Source organism: Sphingobacterium corticibacter (assembly GCF_003076635.1).
Lineage (GTDB): Bacteria > Bacteroidota > Bacteroidia > Sphingobacteriales > Sphingobacteriaceae > Sphingobacterium > Sphingobacterium corticibacter.
Genome location: NZ_QDKG01000009.1, coordinates 62,499 through 82,516, shown reverse-complemented (window position 1 = coordinate 82,516; position 20,018 = coordinate 62,499). Strand labels below are relative to the sequence as shown.

Annotated in this window: 19 protein-coding genes; 18 read left to right on the top strand and 1 reads right to left on the bottom strand. The window is 41.7% G+C overall.

What is annotated here, in order from left to right:
* Window positions 1-7: 7 nt before the first annotated feature.
* The 9 genes from DC487_RS17025 to DC487_RS16985 all read left to right on the top strand — a co-directional run bounded on the left by DC487_RS17025 (window position 8) and on the right by DC487_RS16985 (window position 11,185).
* Complete coding sequence (locus DC487_RS17025) at window positions 8-859, top strand: cbb3-type cytochrome c oxidase N-terminal domain-containing protein (RefSeq protein WP_116777178.1); 852 nt, start codon at window positions 8-10, stop codon at window positions 857-859.
* 27 nt (window positions 860-886) lie between these two features.
* Window positions 887-2,257, top strand: a complete 1,371-nt coding sequence (gene ccoG, locus DC487_RS17020) for a cytochrome c oxidase accessory protein CcoG (RefSeq protein ID WP_116777177.1) — start codon at window positions 887-889, stop codon at window positions 2,255-2,257.
* 26 nt (window positions 2,258-2,283) lie between these two features.
* Window positions 2,284-2,709, top strand: a complete 426-nt coding sequence (locus DC487_RS17015) for a FixH family protein (RefSeq protein WP_133228685.1) — start codon at window positions 2,284-2,286, stop codon at window positions 2,707-2,709.
* Window positions 2,710-2,721: 12 nt separating this feature from the next.
* Window positions 2,722-3,414, top strand: a complete 693-nt coding sequence (locus tag DC487_RS17010; RefSeq protein WP_116777175.1) for a sulfite exporter TauE/SafE family protein — start codon at window positions 2,722-2,724, stop codon at window positions 3,412-3,414.
* A 94-nt stretch (window positions 3,415-3,508) separates the two neighbouring features.
* Entirely contained in the window at window positions 3,509-4,972 is a 1,464-nt protein-coding gene (cls, locus tag DC487_RS17005) for a cardiolipin synthase (protein ID WP_116777174.1), read from the top strand.
* Between the two features lie 418 nt (window positions 4,973-5,390).
* Window positions 5,391-7,040 (top strand): hypothetical protein, encoded by a 1,650-nt coding sequence (locus DC487_RS17000; protein ID WP_116777173.1) that lies wholly within the window; start codon window positions 5,391-5,393, stop codon window positions 7,038-7,040.
* A 91-nt stretch (window positions 7,041-7,131) separates the two neighbouring features.
* Window positions 7,132-9,852 carry a carboxypeptidase-like regulatory domain-containing protein gene (locus DC487_RS16995; RefSeq protein WP_116777172.1) on the top strand — a complete coding sequence of 907 codons (2,721 nt, stop codon included), beginning with the start codon at window positions 7,132-7,134 and terminating at the stop codon, window positions 9,850-9,852.
* Between the two features lie 39 nt (window positions 9,853-9,891).
* Complete coding sequence (locus DC487_RS16990; protein WP_133228682.1) at window positions 9,892-10,377, top strand: hypothetical protein; 486 nt, start codon at window positions 9,892-9,894, stop codon at window positions 10,375-10,377.
* A gap of 1 nt (window position 10,378) precedes the next feature.
* Entirely contained in the window at window positions 10,379-11,185 is an 807-nt protein-coding gene (locus tag DC487_RS16985; RefSeq protein ID WP_116777170.1) for a YoaK family protein, read from the top strand.
* Window positions 11,186-11,258: 73 nt separating this feature from the next.
* On the opposite strand, the gene DC487_RS16980 is transcribed toward DC487_RS16985, so the two are convergent.
* Window positions 11,259-11,762: a cupin domain-containing protein gene (locus DC487_RS16980; protein ID WP_116777169.1), complete on the bottom strand. Its 504-nt coding sequence runs from the start codon at window positions 11,760-11,762 to the stop codon at window positions 11,259-11,261.
* Between the two features lie 106 nt (window positions 11,763-11,868).
* Here DC487_RS16980 and DC487_RS16975 point away from each other — a divergent pair, with 106 nt between their 5' ends.
* The 9 genes from DC487_RS16975 to atpG all read left to right on the top strand — a co-directional run bounded on the left by DC487_RS16975 (window position 11,869) and on the right by atpG (window position 19,913).
* Window positions 11,869-14,073, top strand: a complete 2,205-nt coding sequence (locus DC487_RS16975; RefSeq protein WP_239016418.1) for a helix-turn-helix domain-containing protein — start codon at window positions 11,869-11,871, stop codon at window positions 14,071-14,073.
* Between the two features lie 43 nt (window positions 14,074-14,116).
* Entirely contained in the window at window positions 14,117-14,341 is a 225-nt protein-coding gene (locus DC487_RS16970; protein WP_116777167.1) for an AtpZ/AtpI family protein, read from the top strand.
* Window positions 14,334-14,720: a hypothetical protein gene (locus DC487_RS16965; protein ID WP_116777166.1), complete on the top strand. Its 387-nt coding sequence runs from the start codon at window positions 14,334-14,336 to the stop codon at window positions 14,718-14,720. The genes DC487_RS16970 and DC487_RS16965 overlap by 8 nt, the downstream gene beginning before the upstream one ends.
* A 106-nt stretch (window positions 14,721-14,826) precedes the next feature.
* Window positions 14,827-15,912 (top strand): F0F1 ATP synthase subunit A, encoded by a 1,086-nt coding sequence (atpB, locus tag DC487_RS16960; RefSeq protein WP_116777192.1) that lies wholly within the window; start codon window positions 14,827-14,829, stop codon window positions 15,910-15,912.
* Between the two features lie 36 nt (window positions 15,913-15,948).
* Window positions 15,949-16,137, top strand: a complete 189-nt coding sequence (atpE, locus tag DC487_RS16955) for an ATP synthase F0 subunit C (RefSeq protein WP_028070619.1) — start codon at window positions 15,949-15,951, stop codon at window positions 16,135-16,137.
* 110 nt (window positions 16,138-16,247) lie between these two features.
* Window positions 16,248-16,748, top strand: coding sequence for a F0F1 ATP synthase subunit B (locus DC487_RS16950; protein WP_116777165.1), 501 nt, complete (start codon window positions 16,248-16,250; stop codon window positions 16,746-16,748).
* Between the two features lie 23 nt (window positions 16,749-16,771).
* Window positions 16,772-17,320, top strand: a complete 549-nt coding sequence (gene atpH / locus DC487_RS16945; protein WP_116777164.1) for an ATP synthase F1 subunit delta — start codon at window positions 16,772-16,774, stop codon at window positions 17,318-17,320.
* A 56-nt stretch (window positions 17,321-17,376) separates the two neighbouring features.
* Window positions 17,377-18,951, top strand: coding sequence for a F0F1 ATP synthase subunit alpha (atpA, locus tag DC487_RS16940; RefSeq protein WP_116777163.1), 1,575 nt, complete (start codon window positions 17,377-17,379; stop codon window positions 18,949-18,951).
* 83 nt (window positions 18,952-19,034) lie between these two features.
* Window positions 19,035-19,913 carry an ATP synthase F1 subunit gamma gene (atpG, locus tag DC487_RS16935; RefSeq protein WP_116777162.1) on the top strand — a complete coding sequence of 293 codons (879 nt, stop codon included), beginning with the start codon at window positions 19,035-19,037 and terminating at the stop codon, window positions 19,911-19,913.
* Window positions 19,914-20,018 lie beyond the last annotated feature (105 nt).

The following is a 20,018-nucleotide window of genomic DNA, read 5'->3' as shown; positions in this document are numbered from 1 at the left end:
CTATATTATGAGAGTATTTTTAAGTACAGGAGACGTATTAGCCGGTATCAAATCATTTCTATTATCAGATGGCGATATACATCGTACCATATTCTTAATCACTTTAGTTGTCGCGATGTTGGTTTTGTTGCTAGCTGTTTATCGAATCCATCGCGCTTTGCAAGCGATTTATCGCATTAGTTTTCCGGAAAGCTACCAGAAAGATTTGGCTGAAAAAGCCAACATCCGTGCCGCTCGGACGCTACGTTCGAAAGCGCGCTGGGACGGCCTGCTAGGTTTGCATAAACTCGAGGAAGAACATACGCTGGTGATCAAGGATCATGATTACGATGGGATCGTGGAGTTGGATAATCCGATTCCGCTCTGGTTCAATGCTTTGTTTTACTCCACCATTATTTTTGGCCTAGGTTATCTGCTTTCTTATCATGTATTTGCTTGGGGGCTCAATCAGGATCAGGAATATGTGGTCGAAGTGGAGCGAGCCGAAGAGGCGCGGCAATTGTATCTCAGTCAGGCCGCTGATCTGGTCGATGAGTCTTCGATCACGGTAGACTCTACCGGTACGTTGGCCGCAGCTGGTCAGGCTATCTTTACCGCGAATTGTGCTGCCTGTCATGGCGCGCAAGGCGAAGGAACGATTGGGCCTAATCTTACCGACCGACATTGGCTACACGGCGGAGAGATTCGTGATATCTTCAAAACGGTGAAATACGGTGTGCCAGCCAAAGGGATGGTGCCGTGGGAACAAACGCTTACACCTGGGCAGATTGCAGAGGTCAGCAATTATATTATCTCTTTGCGTGATAGCAAGCCCGCTAATCCGAAAGCGCCAGAAGGTACGGAAGTGGTATACGAATAAGGATTAATAGTTTAAAGAGGTAGGGAGATGGCAGCAATAGCGGTGGAAAATAAGCGCAAATGGATCTATGCCAAAAAGCCGAAAGGCATTTGGTATCAGCGCCGACAATGGGTAGGATATACGTTGCTATTGATCTTCTTCGTACTTCCTTTTATCAAGATCGGCGAGCACCCGATGTTGATGCTCAATGTGGTGGGACGCAGATTTTCCATCTTTGGCGTTTTATTCTATCCGCAAGATCTTTTCATTTTCGTTTTCGGGATGATGATTATGCTCGTAGCCATTGTCTTGGTTACGGCTATGGCCGGACGGGTCTGGTGTGGCTGGGCTTGTCCGCAAACTATCTTTATGGAGTTGGTATTTCGGCGGATTGAGTATTGGATTGAGGGCGACTGGCAGCAACAACGCAAATTGAATGCAGGACCCGATACGGATGCCCGCGCTTGGAAGAAGTTGGCCAAACACAGCATTTTTCTACTCTTATCTTTTATCATTGCCAATCTATTTCTATCCTATATTATTGGGGTAGATATGTTGTGGCAAATTATACGTGAACCGGTGGATCAGCACCTCATTGGTTTTCTATCACTGCTGGTTTTTACACTAGTCTTTTATGGGGTATTCGCGCACTTGCGCGAGATTGTATGTACCACGATCTGTCCTTATGGGCGCTTGCAAAGTGTACTACTAGACGAATCAACCGTCACGGTCGCGTACGATCATCGTCGCGGCGAGCCGCGTGGTAAACAGCAGCGAAAGGAAGAAAGCAACAGTACAAAGGGCGATTGTGTGGATTGCAAGCTCTGCGTGCACGTATGCCCAACGGGCATTGATATTAGAGATGGCATACAGCTAGAATGTGTGAATTGTACCGCTTGTGTGGATGCCTGTGACGCAGTCATGCTCAAGTTGCAGAAGCCAACTGGATTAGTCGGTTTCTATAGTGCAGCTACCTTAGAAGGCGAAACAGAAAAAACAAAAGGTATAAGCGGCAGAACATGGGCGTATACTAGCATATTAGTAGTCTTATCTTTAGGTTTTGCATTTCTCCTTGCCAACCGCTCCATTATCGATGCCCGATTATTGCGTGCCACGGGCAGTTCGTATCAATTGCGAGCGGATGGCACGGTGAGCAATCTGTATACGTTGGAACTGACGAATAAATCGGGTAAGGATATCCCATTTGAGGTAGCGAGTGAAGATACCACGGTGTTGGTGCAGCGCGTAAACAATATCGATTCTTTGAAACGAGACGGCACGGCCATGCTCAGTTTCTTTATTATCCGACCTAAGCATAGCATTCAGCAATACAAGTCGGACGTGAATGTAGCGATCATGTCGAATAACAAAAAGATAAAGTCCTTGAAGACTACGTTTATCGCGCCGGTTGCCAAGTGACAGTATGGGATTTAAAACAAAGTTATATGAATTGGGGAGGAAGTATTGTAGTGGGTATGGGAGCTTTTATGGCTTTTATAGTGGGGTCTGTCTTTTATATGGTACGGCAAGATACCGACACACTAGAAGAAGATAATTATTACGATCAGGGAATGCACTATGGCGAAGTCTATGAGCTGAAAGAAAATGTGCAACGCGATCAGGCTATGCCCACACTCCGCTTACGAGGCGATAGCTTGTATATTCATTTTTCGACCACGCGCAATACTGGAAATGCGCACTGGAAGCGACGATCTGATGCGAAGCTAGATAAAGAGCAAGTTTTTCAGACGGAGAGTGATTCGGTCGCGCTGCCATTGGCATCTCCAGAGCGTGGGCATTGGGAAATAAAACTCACTTGGAATGGCGCTGGCACAGCGTACCAATCCATCCATCATTTGTTTATTCCTTAGATTTCTCGTGCCATGCACTATGCCTATTTTGCCTTTTTTATGGGATTATTTGGTAGCCTGCATTGTGCGGTTATGTGTGGGCCGCTGATCTTTGGTATGCAGCAGCGGCAGCGTAATTTCTACTCGAGTCTGTTGTTTCAATTGCGGTATCAATCGGGTCGCATATTGACCTATGGTATTCTCGGTCTTTTATTGGGGGCAATAGGTCAAGTTAGCAAAATAGGCGGTTGGCAGCAGACGATCAGCATTGTCAGTGGTATATTGTTGCTGTTCATCGGCATTTTTCAAGTATTAGGATGGAAGTCCCATGCTGTGCAACGATTTCAATCTTGGGCACTACAACCTTTCGCTCGCGCTATGGGGCGCTGGATAAATCGACCTGGCGGTTCTTTTGTTGCCGGCATGTTTCATGGCATGTTACCATGTGGTATGGTATATATCTCTTTAACATCTGCGGTCAATGCCGATGGGCTATGGTCAAGTTTCTTATTTATGCTCGCATTTGGTTTAGGTACCTGGCCAATGTTGTTCTTATTCTCTTTTTTTGCGCAATGGTCCAAACGCTATATGAAGTTGCGCTTTGCGTGGGTGTTACCGATGCTATATCTTTTGATGGGAATGTGGTTTGTGCTACGTGGTGCTAATTTAGATATTCCCTATCTCAGCCCAGTTTTGTATCCGATAGGAGCGGCTCACTGCGTTTAGCGCGGTAGCTTGTTAAAAAACTTATATTCATTTATTCTCGGAAGTATTTTCATAACTTGTATGGTGATGAGCTAAGTTCAACAGTCAACAAAGTATGAAAGAAATCATAGATGTGGCGTGGCCAATTATTCAGGAATGGTACTGGGTTCCTTTATCCATTCTGTATTTGGGTGTTATTTCTACGATTTTAATTGAAAATCGAAATCCGACAAAAACTATCGCTTGGGTTTTGGTTATTATTTTTCTGCCAATTGTTGGTATCATCCTATACTATTTATTTGGTCAAAAATTTAAGAAGGAGCGTCGGTTTAGGCGCATTAGCGAAGTACAATCTGCACGCATCACTGCCGAATTAAATCAACTTGAACCCAAAATACAAGATTCCCTAAAACAGATTCGACGGGATATTGGTGACCTCAGTCGCGTGTACTATTATCTACGACACGAGCAAGTGTGTTTTCCTTCGCTAAAAAATCAGGTGACGCTTCTGCAAAATGGGGAAGAGAAATTTGCCCACATGCTTCAATCATTGCAGCAGGCAAAGCACTTTATCCATATGGAGTACTACATCTTTGAACACGATGAGATCGGTAGTAAGGTTATGTCCATTTTAGAAGCGAAGGCAAAAGAAGGTGTAGCTGTCCGACTGTTGGTTGATGATTTCGGCTCCTCTAGTATCGTACGTTATCACAAGAAGCATCCTTCTACAATTCAGTTTCAAGCATTCTTACCGGTTACCTTTACTTCGTTAGCCAATAGTAATTATCGAAACCATCGTAAAATTTGCATTATAGATGGTGTGAGTGCTTATGTTGGAGGGATTAATATTGCAGATAATTACAGTAATCCGAATCAAGATGGCGTATATTGGCGAGATACTTCATTGCATATAAGAGGAACATCTGTTGGGTTGTTGCAATTACATTTCTGGACTTTGTGGAACGAGACGGATGCAGATTCTTTTCCGCTGGATGAGCATTATTTGAAGCGTGATGTTGCTGTGGCGGGCAACGCTACCGTATCTTTTGCGGCTAGCGATCCAGGGTCGGCCGCACCCTACAATATGGAAGCTTTGCTGATTGCGATTGCTGCCGCCAAACATAAAATCCAATTATGTACACCATATTATATCCCAAGTCCTGAATTAGAAACCGCGTTGATGGTTGCAGCGGCGGCTGGTGTGTCTGTAGAGCTGATGGTGCCTTCCAAAGGTGATTCGTGGATTGTACAACATGCCTCTTTCTCTTTTCTAAAACCCCTTTTGCAACGAGGTGTAAAAGTGCATTTGTATGAAAAGGGATTTATACACGCCAAAACGGTAAACATAGATGATACAATGTTATTCGTTGGTACAGTAAATTTGGATACGCGAAGCTTTTACATCAACTATGAGATTGCTGCGGTAGTGGCAGATGCTAGTTTGGGTTTACAGATGAGTGCCAGTTTTGCTAAAGATGTAACCGATTGCCGACTATTAACCCCCAGAATCTGGTCGGCTCGATCTAGGTGGAAACGTGGCTTAGACTCTCTTTGTCGCCTTTTAGCTCCATTGCTATAAGTAATTCCATTTTTTGCACATACACTAAGAAAAAATAGCGTTAAGTAAGGTGTTGATAGCTCAATATCAATATTTTCTTGTGTGTTAATTTTTCAAAATTTCCCGTTTTATTGAAGTGTTTTTTATTGTCGCGTAATTTTTTGTTGTCTCTTTTTTATTTCTGTGGTTAATATATTGTACTGGTTGTCTGGTGCTGATTCCTTGAATTTCATTCTGTAGTTTTTAGTTTACATTGTCGTTTTTTCATTTATATGTAAGATAACGAATATTTTATATTTGAATTGATAATTCATTTATAAGTGAATTTTGTGTATTAAACATTGATTTAGTGCTTTGTCTTTTTTAATTCTTAGTTGCTTTTTTATTTTTTAAATCATTTAACTATCTGCATTTTTTGTGGTTTTAAATTTTGTTTATTATGAAGTTTATTTTTCGTTATGCGAGATTGGATATCTTACTGATGTCCGTTTTGATATTAATGATGGTATTGTCGTGCGATCAATATGATTACGGTGTAAAAAATAACGCTAATGCGAAGGTTGCAGTATCACTTTCTAGTAGCTCATTTGATGGGGAAAGTTTGTCTGCTCGATCAGCAACGCCTTTATTAAAGGGTCAAGTATCTGACTCTCTTATTCAGAGAAAGACAATTGTGCTGGATGATAAATTGATGATAGTTGCTGAATTTACACCGACTTTTCTATCGGAACATGGAGAAACGAAATCAAATGTTGTGATGTCAGAATTGGCGAATGGTATTAAATACAGATTATTGGTATACAATGTTGATGCGGGAGGTATTTATGTGACAGAGCGAGATTATGTCCGTGGTCAAGAATCTAGTGCAAGTGATTTGCTTTTGGATGGCGGTACGACCTATCGTTTTCTTGTTTATTCAATTAATAGTGCTACGGCTAATTTGCCTGATGTCATTCCTGCTGTTCCATCTAGTAGAACTCTTGCAAATACACAAGTTAGTGTTGCGGGGAATCTAGATTTCATGTATTTCAGTCAAACTCTAACGTTGAATGGGGGTGTGGTAAATAATGTAGATATTGTTTTAAAACACCGTTTTAGTCAAATTACCACCATAATAAATTCAGCTCAGACCGGTTACAATATTACAGCTGTCAACTCTAGTTTTCAGCCACACAATACCAATTCATTAATTGATATGTCTACCGGCACATTCGTTCGTAATGGTACTTCAGACCCATCTGCAGTTAGTTTCCCTACGCTAAATGCACAATCTATTACTAGTACACCTACGATAATTAATGCAGATGTTGCCGCAACAGGAGTTTACACAATTTCTTCTATTAATATTGGATCTTTACAACGAACTAATCTAACACCATTTAGTAATTTAAGAATAACCCCAGGTTTCAGATATACATTAACTTTGAATATAGTGCCACAAGATGAGTACGTCACTTATCAAGGTTTTCCTGCCGCACGCATCAATGGGCAAATTTGGGCTCTTCATAATTTAGGAGCTAGTCCGATTTTGAATTCACCTGATCAAAATCCTATCACAGCACTACTTCATGGTAATTTTTTCCAATTTGGCAGAGTTGCATTTGTTGCTACAGGGGGAGATATCGTGAGAAATGCGGCTTGGAATTCAAGTAATACTGTTTCCAGATCGGCATGGAACTCTGGTACAGAGACTAGTCCGGTAAGAGCTTTGACAGATCCATGTCCTATTGGTTATAGAGTGCCAACTAGAACCGAGTATCAAAACTTAGTTAGTAGCACTACTCCTTCAAATCGAGGAAACTTTACATTGAGTCAAACGAATTATAATTCTGGAAAAGTATTAACTAGCTTGCGGAATGCTAATGTGTATCTGGTATTTCCGACACAGGGAATTTTTAATTCAAGTGTTATTTCTAATCCGACTGTAGACAATAGAGGTCTAGTTGGTACTACGTGGACAAGTTCTGCGTCGGGTAATAATGTATGGCGTTTTTCATTTACCAGCACAGGTGTAGAAATCAGTGAATTGACAAACAGCGCTGATTTCTTCGTGCAAGCGAGACCGATTCGTTGTATAGGAGTTCTCTGATATACTAATAGCGTCTTTTGTTAAAAAATGATAACGTAAGGTTGAGTTTTCCGGAAAAACGATATATTTATGTATTCTGAAAGCATAATACATGAAATTTTATACGCGTTTATATTCAACGATCTGTCTTTTTTCGGTTTCAATACTTTTGCAAGCACAGCAAAAACCAACCATACCCATTAATGATGTTGTAGAAAAAGTGCAGGGGTACTTTGGGGTTTATCCAGTAGAAAAAGTACACCTGCATTTTGATAAACCTTATTACGCTGTTGGCGATACCTTGTGGTTTAAATCGTATCTCAATTATAATTTAGGTACATATGAACCCAGCAAAGTCGTATATGTAGAAGTGCTCAATAGCCGAGATTCTTTGATGCAAACGCTACGAATCCAATCGGAGCAAGGTGTAGGAAAAGGCCAATTGGTGCTGGATCCTGAATTTTGGATTCAAGATAATTATAGATTCCGTGCGTACACCAAATGGATGGTCAATTTCAAGCAAGACTATTTCTATAATAAGATCGTCACTGTAGGTGACGCTATCAATAAAAAGCTAGGCGCAATAGTGTCTTTTACTCCGGATGGTAACAAAACCAAAGCTTCACTGCAATTTAGAGATAAGTCGGGCGCGATTCTATCACGTAAAAAACTGACTTGGGAAGCCAACGATGGTTGGGATCAATTTGACAAAGGCAGAGCTGAAACCGATGATATGGGGCGAGTATCCATTAGTCTTTCTGCCAAGAACAAGGAGCTGATGAAGACGGGACGTCTCTTGGTACAAATCGACAATAATGAAGAAAAATTAGTCGGGCAGTACTCTTTAGCATCAGCACTGTGGGATGCCGATGTGCAATTCTTTCCGGAAGGTGGTGATCTTATCACAGGCTTGGCCAAGAATGTCGCTTTCAAAGCGGTGAGCAACGATGGTAAAAGTGCTGCAGTAAAAGGGAAGCTCATTGATAGCAAGAAAAATGAAATCCTGGAATTTTCAGATTTGGGCATGGGAATGGGATATTTTTCTTTTATCCCCATGTCTGGCGAAAGCTATAAAGCGGTCATCACTTTTGAGAATGGACAGGAGCGTACCTACGATCTCCCAGCTCCAGTAGATGAAGCAGTAAATCTCGTGAGTTTAAAACCAGATGAAACGCACATGCAGCTGGGGATAGTGACGAGTGATAATCACTTCAAAAAAGTTGAAAATAATGCGTACTATGTGTTAGGGCAGTCCAATGGACATCTGGTCTACGCGGCGCAAGTAGCTCTAAAAAATTCTTCGGTATTGGTCAAAGTTCCAAGAGAAAATATGCCTAATGGAATTGTACAATACACGTTGTTCGCGGCAGATGGTACGCCATTGAGCGAACGTTTAGTATTCTGCCAATCCACGACCGAAGAATTGCTAGATATCGACGTGACCACCGACAAAACCACGTATAACAGTAAAGATCCTGTTAAACTACGAATTGGCGTTAAAAATGGTACGGATAGCGTAATGGGTTCCTTCTCTGTTACCGTCACCGACGAAGCAAAAGTGCCTTACAATGATGATCAAGATCTAAGTATACTAAGCAATTTATTGCTGGTGTCTGATTTGCAAGGGTATGTAGAAAAGCCAAATTATTATTTCAATACGGAGAATGCGAATCGGGCAGAAGCGTTGGAAGCTTTACTCATGACTCAAGGTTTCCGAAGATTTGAGTACAAAGAACTGATTAAAGGAAATTATCCACAAGTATCCTTTATGCCAGAGCAGGGGATTTCTCTATCAGGAACACTGCGCATGAATACGGGACGTACCCAGCCGAATGGCGGCTTGTTGCTTTCCATTCCTTCATTGGGCATGCGAAAAGATACGTACACCGATCAACAAGGACGATTTTCTTTCGACAATCTAGTTTTTCCAGATTCGGCTCGCGTCACGGTGAATGCTAGAGGAAACGACAACTACCGTGCTTTGGTCATTAATATGGATCAAACTTTTTTTCCAGAAATCGATGCCAACTCGCCTTATAAAGGCGATTTTATGCAGAATATCGACGAAAAGTTGCAATCATACTTAGCAAATAGTAAAAATGAATTCCGGACTTCGATACTCATTGACGAAGTTCAAGTAAATAGAACAGTCGTAAAAAAACAAAGTAGTCGTGATTTTGGTTCTTTAAGCGGGTTGAATATGCCAGAGCACAGAATCGAAGCAGATCGTATTACCGGCTGTAACGTCTTGACGATGTGTTTGAGTACTTTGTTAACAGGAATTACGCATGATACCAATATGCAGAAGTACTTCGTATCACGCAATTACAATCAAGGTAGCCGCGTTCCTGTGCAGTTCTTCTTGAACGGTATGCCGATAGACGAGCCGTCATTAAATTCTATTCAGCCCGCAGATATTGAGGCTATCGAGATTTTCTTGCGCGATGATCTCGGTACAGTTAGTCGTACTTACCAGAATGATGGTGTCGTATCTATCATTACAAAAAAAGACGATACGCCGAAACGCCCACGTATGTCGTTAGCAGAGATTGAAGCCATGTTGCCAAAAACGAATGTTATCGATTTGTATCCATTAGGATATGTGAAGACACGTTCTTTCTATTCGCCGAAATACGATACACCTGCCAGTAAAAATACAGCAGATTATCGATCTACGATTTATTGGAATCCAGATGTGCTAATTGAGGGAACAGAAGAGATGACCTTGGATTACTATAATGGGGATGGCAATGGCCGCTACAAGGTAGTAGTAGAAGGGATGGATCGACTGGGAGGAATAGGACGAAAGGTCTTTTATTACAATGTGCGCTAATGCGCTATCAGCGCTAGCTATTTTTTAAGAGAAGAATACATGTTACGATTGAATCGGGATTCCCTATATAAGCTCAATTACTTATTAGTCGGAGGGCTATTACTGGTCTCCCTGCTTATCGTGATTTATGTAGCAAGTCCAGAGAAAATGATTGTTGGCGAGTGGAAAGAGAAAGGTTGGTATTTCGAGAAACCAGACTATCGACTGGAAGAAAAGAACTTTGCAGAGGTGCTCGAAGAGAATGTCCGTATTGAGATCTTGGATAAGCTCGAAATTCTACACGTAAATCGGTGGATCTTTAGAGAAGATGGTACGCTGGAGGTTGATGATCATTCGGTCGCCAACATGACCTGGTCGATCAAAGGGCGTGGCCATATTTTAGAGATAAGTAGAGATGGCACACCTATCGAAAGCTTTCAGATTCAGACATTAAGCAATAATGAGATGGAATTGCACCTTAATTTGGATATACAGATCAAGGGTGTTATCAAAATACTATTAAAACGAGACGATTTAGTTCAGTAAAATGTTAAGAAAATACAGTAACCATAGAACCCAAGGAGATAATTTAAAGTTAGGCGCACTAACGGCACTCTCTGCCGGGATGACGAATGTGGTGTCTGTCATTGTTTTCTTCTCTTATACTTCTAACATTACCGGACATTACGCCGTGTTTGCACAAGAAGTATCTCGAGGAAACGTATACCAAGCTGCGGTAGTCCTGTTTTGGATATTATTATTTTTCTCCGGAAGCTTCCTTTCCAATTTTGTCATCATTCAAGGAAAAGATCGCATCAGTTCTTATTTAGCGCACGCTATTCCCATCATGTTAGAGTTTCTGGGGATACTGGCAGTTGGTATCTATCTTCAGTTTTTCTACACCGATACTTTATTAGAAACCGAGTTTCTTGTCGGGATTTTACTCTTTGCGATGGGACTTCAAAATGGTTTGACGGCTAGTATTTCTAATTCTGTCATCAAGACAACACACTTGACCGGTCTGACCACTGATTTGGCTATTCTGGTGTCGATGTTCACCAAAAGAAACAATCGCAGTGATGAGCAGTTGGTCAAGAAGTTTCATTTGCTGCTAGTCATCATGTCCTGCTACGTTGCTGGAGGTATTATTAGTGGGGTATCCTACAATTTTTTAGGCAACGCGACCTTCTTTGTCGTGTGTTTTATGCTCATGTTTATCGCATTATACGATTTCTATAAATTGAAGCGAGCGAAGAAAGTGTATGACAATAGGCACGATTCGCTCGAAGAAAATGAACTGAATTATGGGACCTTACAAGATAAAAGTAAAGGTCGCGATAAGGGTAATGATTAGTTTTTATTTCTATAAAAAAATCCCGATCTCATCAAGTGAGATCGGGATTTTCTTTGCGGCTTATCGAAAGAGACTAACGACCAAAGTCATCTTGTACGCGTACGATATCCTCTTCATCAGATGGATTGTCGATATCGGTATGTTGCCAGATCTCGGCCAATACGCCGTAACCATCTAATCCTACCAAACGGTGGCGTTCACCTTGGCTCAGGCGAATCGTGTCTTGTGGCTTCAACATTTTCAATTCGTGCTCCTCATCAGTAGGGCTAGTTACTACACCCACTTCACCCTGCACTACGCGCCAGATTTCGGCACGTCTATGGTGATATTGCCACGAAAGTCTTTTGTTTGGGCTTACGACTAAAATCTTTGGACTCAACTTACCCGATATTTTCAAGTCTTGTACATCTAGTCCGTCAAAGTATGTATTCGCGAATTCTTGTGCTTGATCTTCATTGATTACGAAGAATCCACCCCATGGGCGAGTCTGATCGATTTTATCAATTCCGAAACCTTCGCTTGTTAATTTTTCTTCAATTTGCTTAAAAAGCTCGCTTTTATCAATGTAAGTTGCCATCTATTATTTGTTTATCAGGTGAATATAGGATTTCTCTGTAAAACGGCCAAAATATTGTGAAAACTCCCTGTCGGAATGAAATATTTGTAGCTTTGCAAATATGGCAATGGAAAGTTTAGATACCGAAAACCCATCATTTTTACAAGCAGTAGCCTTCGTCAATCAAACCAATCAACCCCTATTCCTGACGGGAAAAGCGGGTACCGGAAAGACTACTTTCTTGAAATACATACAGCAAAATTGCTACAAGAAAATGGCGATTACAGCACCAACAGGCGTGGCAGCAATGCACGCTGGTGGTACCACCTTGCACGCATTATTTTGGTTGCCTTTCGGTACGTTTATAGAAGATTATCCATTACAGTGGGATCAGGCAGATAGCCATATTTATAATAAAAGCCGACTCTTCAGTACCATTAAGCTGACGAAACAGCGTCGTGCTATTCTGCAAGAATTGGAATTGCTGGTGATTGATGAGGTTTCGATGGTGCGTGCTGATACACTGGATGCGATTGACGTGATTCTTAAATCGGTACGCCGTGATATGCGGCCATTTGGTGGTTTGCAAGTGCTATTTATTGGAGATTTGTACCAGTTGCCACCTGTCGTGCGCGATCACGAATGGCATGTCTTGCGCGATCATTATTCTAGTCCTTTCTTTTTCGATGCCAAAGTGCTGCGTGAGCATCCGCCAGTGATTCTCGAGTTGCAGAAGATTTATCGACAAAAAGACGATCATTTCATTACCATCCTAAACAATATCCGGAACAACCAAACGACGGCAACGGATTTAACGCATTTGAACAGCTTTTATAAGGCCGACTTCGTGCCGCCTAAAGAAGAGCAGTACATCACACTTACCTCGCACAACCGACTCGCCGATCAGATCAATCAAGAAGCTTTACAGCAATTGTCTGGTAAGCTTTTTAATGTAAAAGCCGTGGTGAAGGATGATTTTCAGCAGGGCTCTTTCCCGACGGAGGAAACGCTTACCTTGAAAGAGGGTGCGCAGGTGATGTTTATCAAAAATGATGTGGGCGAAGATCGCAAATTTTTCAATGGTAAGATTGGTACCGTTAAAGCATTGAAGTTGGATCAGCAGCAGGTGATTGTGAGTTTTGCTGATGGCTCTGATGACGTTACCGTGAAACGCGAAACTTGGGAAAATATCAAATACAGCTACAATAAAGGCGATGATAAGATCGAAGAAACGGTCATGGGTACGTTCTCGCAATTCCCGTTGCGTCTCGCTTGGGCCATTACGATTCACAAAAGCCAAGGTTTGACTTTCGATCGTGCGATCATCGATGCAGGAACGTCTTTCGCTGCTGGACAAGTTTATGTAGCGCTTTCCCGTTTGCGCGGTTTGGAAGGGCTCGTATTGCGCAGCCAAATCGTATCGCATGCCATACGTACCGACGCGCAGGTGGTCGGATATATGAATCGCGCATTAGATAGCGATAAGTTGCAAGATGTATTGCAGCAATATCAGCGACAGTATTTAGGCCAAATCCTATTACAGAGCTTTCGCTGGGCCAATTTGGTGGAAGCCACAGAAACACAAGCCACCGCATTAGCAGACCGCAATATCGATGGTAAAGAAGCGGCACAAGCATTTTTTGGAACTTTGGTACAGCAGGCCAAAGCACAGGAAGGCGTGGCTAATAAATTTGTGACGCAACTGTATAATATGTTTCGCGATGCCGCCAATGTCAATTACGATGATATCCATGCCCGTACCAAGTCAGCCGTGGGTTGGTTTGCGCCTAAAATGGAATCGGAATTGATTGCGCCGATGGAAACGCATATTGCCGAATGGCAGATCAAGAAGCGGACGAAAAAATACATCACCGAACTGAAAGCAATCTTGCTGGATTACAAGCGCAAGTATGAGCAGATCAAGCATAGCTTGACCATTGCGGAAGCACTAACGGGCGATATCACGGTTCTCGCGCAAGAACTGCTGCAAGCAGAAAAGGTGAAGGATGAAGGTGTGGCCAATGCAGATAGCGAAGAAATGCCGACCGATACCAAAGCCATCACCTTGATGATGTATCAAGATGGCGCTTCGATCGAGCAGATTGCCACCAAGCGCGGCATGGTTGCTGGTACGATTTACGGTCACTTGATTCACTTTGTTGGTGAGGAGATCGATGCCGAAGATCTGATCGAGAAAGATAAGTTAGATCGCGTACTTACCGTGTTGCGTGAAAACGAAGGTAAATCTTCCTCCGAAATTAAAGTCATTCTGGGAAGTAATTTTGATTATCCAGACATCCGTATCGGACAAAAACTATTGGGATTAGGGTAGGAGAGTGCAATAGTGTATATTTGTCGACTTGATCAAATTAACCATGTCATCAAACGATAAACGGAAAGCCAATAAATGGTTGGTATTTGCCAGCATGCCCTTTCAGATGGGCGTGACCATTTACCTGTTTTATTGGGTAGGACAATGGTTGGATGGCAAGTATGGCGGAAGCGGTGAATGGTGGATGAAAGCCTTCACGATGTTGGGTGTCATCGTATCATTATATCATTTTATCCGCTTAGTAAATTACGTTAATCGCGATGAATAAATATCTTAAATCTTTGTTGCTAGTGCTGCGTTTTGCGGTGGTTGTATTTGTGATACATTACAGTTTCGAATACTTGCTGAAATTACCAGATGGATGGGCTGGTACAGGTCACTCATTGCTAGGCTTGTATGCGTTTCAGACTTTGCTCAGCGTGTTTGTTGCGATGATGATCTTACTGGCACAATATGCGATGCCCAAAAACTTGGGTTTTATCTTTTTGGGATTAATTTTCCTAAAGGCGATTGCGGGTTATCTTTTTATACGGGGAGGTTTGGAAATGGCGGATGACAAATTTTTGGCAACGCACTTCCTCGTGACCTATTTCCTGTTTCTTTTTATGGATGTATATATGGCCTATCGTGCTATAAATCAGGCATAGCCAAATCTTGGAACTAAATTTTAATAAAAGTTCTAGGAAATGGAGACATATGCCAAAGAAAGTTGTATTTTTGCGCAAAATTTTTGTTTTTCAATCGAAATCTAAAATGCTAAATTTTAAGAAAGCTCTTATCCTTTTCACAGTATGTTTACTTGCTGTAAGTCCATTTTCACTACGTGCAGCAGATGCGCATGAGGGAGATTCACACAGCCAAGCAGAAGAAATTTCCCATCATATCCAGCATCACTTGCAGGATGATCATTACTTTTCTTTGTTTGTAGATAGTGAAGCTGGTGTACATTACGGATTTCCTCTTCCTGTGATATTGATTGATAATGGATTGAAGGTGTTTTCGTCGTCTGAATTTCATCATGGCGATCATACCGTAGAGAAAGATGGTTCACATTATAAGTTGTTCCACGGTAAGATCTACAAAACAGATGCTGCGGGTACATTGGATATGGACGAACACCATCACCCAACGAACGCCAAGCCTTTAGATTTTTCGATTACTAAAAACGTAGTAGGTTTGATGCTTGCTGCTTTATTGTTGTTTATCGGATTCATCAGCTTAGCTAAGACGTACAAAAAAGGAGCTAACAACTTACCAAAAGGTGCTGGTCGTGTATTGGAGCCATTAGTATTATATGTACGTGATGAGATGGCGATCCCTAACATTGGTCATCGTTACAAAGAATTTATGCCATACCTGTTATCGGTATTCTTCTTAATTTTCTTATTGAACTTATTAGGATTGACACCACTAGGATTTAACGTGACGGGTAATATCACCGTAACCTTATGTTTAGCGTTGTTTACTTTCTTCATTACGACTTTCAAAGCAAATAAAGATTACTGGAAGCACATTTTCTGGATGCCAGGTGTGCCCGTTCCATTCAAATTTGTCTTAGCGCCAATCGAGGTGTTGGGTATGTTTACCAAACCATTCTCATTGATGCTACGTTTATTTGCCAATATTACAGCAGGTCACTCCGTGGTGATGGGATTGATCGCTATCGTGTATTTGTTCCAGCAACAATTGACGATCCCGGGTAGTATTGGTGTTTCGATGTTGTTAACATTGCTTTTATTTTTCTTGGAGTTACTGGTTGCTTTCTTGCAAGCCTTTATCTTCACGATGTTATCATCATTATTTATAGGTATGGCCGTGGAAGAACACGCTCATCATTAATCGCATTTTTTTGTTAAATTTTATAAATTAATTATTATGTACAACTTAATTGGAGCAGGTCTTATCGTAATTGGTGCAGGCTTAGGTTTGGGTAAAATCGGTGGTTCAGCTATGGAAGCGATCGCTCGTCAACCAGAAGCAGCATCTAAAATCCAGACTGCTATGATTATCATCGGTGCCTTAGTTGAAGGTTTGGCATTCGGTGCTTTGATCTTGGGTAAATAAGCTCAGATCAACTAAAAGTACAAACATAGTTTGCAACGGTTGGTTGCAGACTATGTTTACTTAAATGTAACAAAAAAGAAAAATATATCAGTTTAAGACTACACAATATAATGGAAGCACTTATTAATCAGTTTTCGTACGGCTTGTTCTTCTGGCAGCTTATCATCCTACTTATCGTTATCTTTATTTTAGGAAAGTTTGCTTGGAAACCTATCGTAAATGCTTTAGAGGAGCGTGAGAATGGTATTGCCGATGCATTGGCTTCTGCCGAAAAAGCAAAGTTGGAGATGGCGCGCCTAACCAACGAAAACGAGCAATTGCTGAAAGAAGCACGTGAAGAGCGTGACTTAATCTTGAAAGAAGCAAAAGAATTGAAAGATAAGATCGTAGCTGAAGCTAAACAACACGCACAAACGGAAGGTGCTCGCTTGATCGAAGATGCTAAACGTGAGATCGACGAACAAAAACTTCGTGCATTAGCAGAAGTTAAATCTGAGGTTTCTTCTCTATCTTTGGACATTGCCCGTAAGGTATTGACGAAAGAATTTGCCGATCAATCGAAGCAAGAATCGCTAGTAGCAGATTTGCTAAAAGACGTTAAGTTAAGCTAGTTCACCATTATTAAAGTATTTCTATGTCAGTATTTACAGTTGCTTCCCGTTACGCTAAGTCACTTATTGACCTCTCGAAAGAGCAGGGAAATTTGGACGCCGTGAAGGGCGATATGGAGCAATTTATTGCAGTGGTGAAGCAAAACGCTGAGTTGGCTGCTGTACTTAAGAATCCTATTATCAAACAAGATAAAAAACGTAGTATTTTATCGGCGCTGTTTGATGGAAAAGTGCAAGCATCTGTCTTGAGTTTCTTTCACATGTTGGTTACGAAAGGTCGTTCAGATATTTTGAATGATGTCGCCATCGAATTCATTCGTGAATACCGCGTTGAAAAAGGAATTGTACAAGCTACAGTAACTTCAGCGGTACCTTTGTCGGAAGAGAACCTAGCACAGTTGAAAGCACAGATTGCACAAGAAATCAGAGCCAATGAGGTGGTGCTTGATACGAAAGTAGATGCTGCTTTAATCGGTGGATTTGTGATCAAAGTAGGTGACCGCCAAGTGGATGTAAGCATCGCTGGCAGATTAAATAAATTGGAGAAACACTTTGCTGCAAACGTTATCTAGTTTAGATAAACAGCGATAAGTATAAATTAAATTCAAAACCCCCTTATAATAATAAAATGATAGAGGTAAGACCAGATGAGGTTTCGGCAATTCTTAGGGAGCAATTGTCAGGCTTTAAATCAGACGCGGAACTGGAAGAAGTAGGTACCGTATTGCAAGTCGGTGACGGTATCGCTCGCATCTATGGATTGACGAAAGTACAGTCCGGTGAATTGGTTGAATTTGAAAATGGATTGCAAGGTATCGTTTTGAACTTGGAAGAAGACAACGTAGGTGTTGTAATCTTGGGTTCATCGGATGAGATCAAAGAAGGTGATACGATCAAACGTACAAACCGTATCGCATCTATCAAGGTAGGTGAAGGATTATTAGGTCGCGTTGTCAATACATTAGGTCAGCCGATCGATGGTAAAGGAGCTATTGTTGGTGAAACGTATGAAATGCCGATTGAGCGTAAAGCGCCAGGTGTTATCTACCGTCAGCCAGTAACAGAGCCATTGCAAACAGGTATCAAAGCGATTGATGCGATGATTCCAGTTGGTCGTGGCCAGCGTGAGTTGGTTATCGGTGACCGCCAGACAGGTAAAACTGCGGTGTGTATCGATACGATCATCAACCAAAAAGAATTTTACGAAGCTGGCGAGCCAGTATTTTGTATTTATGTAGCTGTTGGCCAAAAGAACTCTACGGTAGCGAACATCGTTCGTACGTTGGAAGAAAATGGTGCAATGGCTTATACGGTAGTAATTGCGGCATCTGCAGCAGATCCTGCGCCGATGCAGTTTTACGCGCCAATGGCGGGAGCAGCAATCGGAGAATTTTTCCGTGATACAGGTCGTCCAGCATTGATCGTATATGATGATTTGTCAAAACAAGCTGTAGCATACCGTGAGGTTTCTCTATTGTTGAAACGTCCTCCTGGACGTGAGGCATACCCAGGTGACGTATTTTACCTTCACTCCCGTCTGTTGGAGCGTGCTGCGAAAATCAACAGCAATGATGAGATCGCTGCTTCTATGAATGATTTGCCAGAATCTATCAAGCATTTGGTAAAAGGTGGTGGTTCATTGACGGCATTGCCAATCATTGAAACACAAGCAGGTGACGTATCTGCATACATTCCGACCAACGTAATTTCGATTACAGATGGTCAGATCTTTTTGGAGTCTAACTTGTTTAACGCAGGTATTCGTCCAGCGATCAATGTAGGTATCTCGGTATCTCGTGTAGGTGGTAACGCGCAGATCAAATCCATGAAAAAAGTATCTGGTACCTTGAAACTGGATCAAGCACAGTACCGTGAGTTAGAGGCGTTCTCTAAATTTGGTTCTGACTTAGATGCAGCTACTAAAGCGGTGTTGGATAAAGGTTCTCGTAACGTAGAGATCTTGAAACAAGGTCAATTCTCTCCAGTTGCTGTTGAGAAACAAGTCGCTATTATCTACATCGGTACTAAAGGTTTGTTGCGTAGCATCCCAGTGAAAGATGTACGTCAGTTCGAAGAAGAATTCGTAACACAATTGGAGCAACGTCATCCAGAAGTATTATCTGCTTTGAAAGCCGGTAAATTCTCTGACGAGCAAACAAGTGTATTAGAAAAAGTAGCTAAAGAATTAGCGTCAAAATATTAATTTTAGATAGGAGATAAAAGATGTGAGACGTGAGATTTTTCTCATATCTCATATCTAATATCTAAATATCTTACATCTGAAAAATGGCGAATTTAAAAGAAGTTAGAAACCGGATTACCTCGGTGAGCTCTACACAGCAGATTACCAAAGCTATGAAAATGGTTTCGGCAGCGAAGTTGAAGAGAGCAACCAATGCTATTGTACAGTTACGCCCTTATGCTAATAAGCTGAAAGAGATCTTGACACAGGTATCTGCATCGGTAGAGGGCAATGATTCTCCGTATACGGAAGATCGTATTCCTACGAAGGTGATGATTATCGTGATCACGTCTAACAGAGGTCTTGCTGGTGCATTTAATGCCAATGCGATCAAAACGGCTAACAACTTGATCGCAGCGAAATATGCGGATCAATTTGCTCGTGGTGATGTAAGTATTATTGCTATCGGTAAGAAGGGCCACGAGTTCTTCGGTAAACGCAACTTCACGCTAGTAGGTAATCACACGGAGCTTTTCAGCAACTTGAGTTTTGAGAATGTATCTGAAGTGACCGATATGGTGATGGCAGAGTTCAAAGCAGGCAATGTGGATCGCGTAGAAGTGGTTTACAACCAGTTTCGCAATGCAGCGGTTCAGATTCTTACCTCAGAGCAATTATTACCACTAGTAGCAGAGAAAGCAGAAGATACCAAGGTAGAAGAAATCGATTACATCATTGAGCCTTCGAAAGAAAAGATCATTGAGGAGTTGATTCCTAAAACCATTAAAACGCAATTATACAAAGCGGTCTTGGATTCGCATGCTTCGGAGCACGGCGCTCGTATGACCGCGATGGATAAAGCAACCGATAATGCAGGTGATTTGATCAAGCAGTTGAAGTTGTCGTACAATCAAGCCCGTCAGGCTGCGATTACGACAGAGTTAACCGAGATCGTTTCTGGTGCAGCAGCTTTGTCGAGCTAATAGCTGATAAATATTCGCGCGATAGCGCATAAAAAAAGGTAGAGATGAGAATCTCTACCTTTTTTTATGATCTCTTCGTCCTTGCGAATCCGAGGCAGGAGGGTA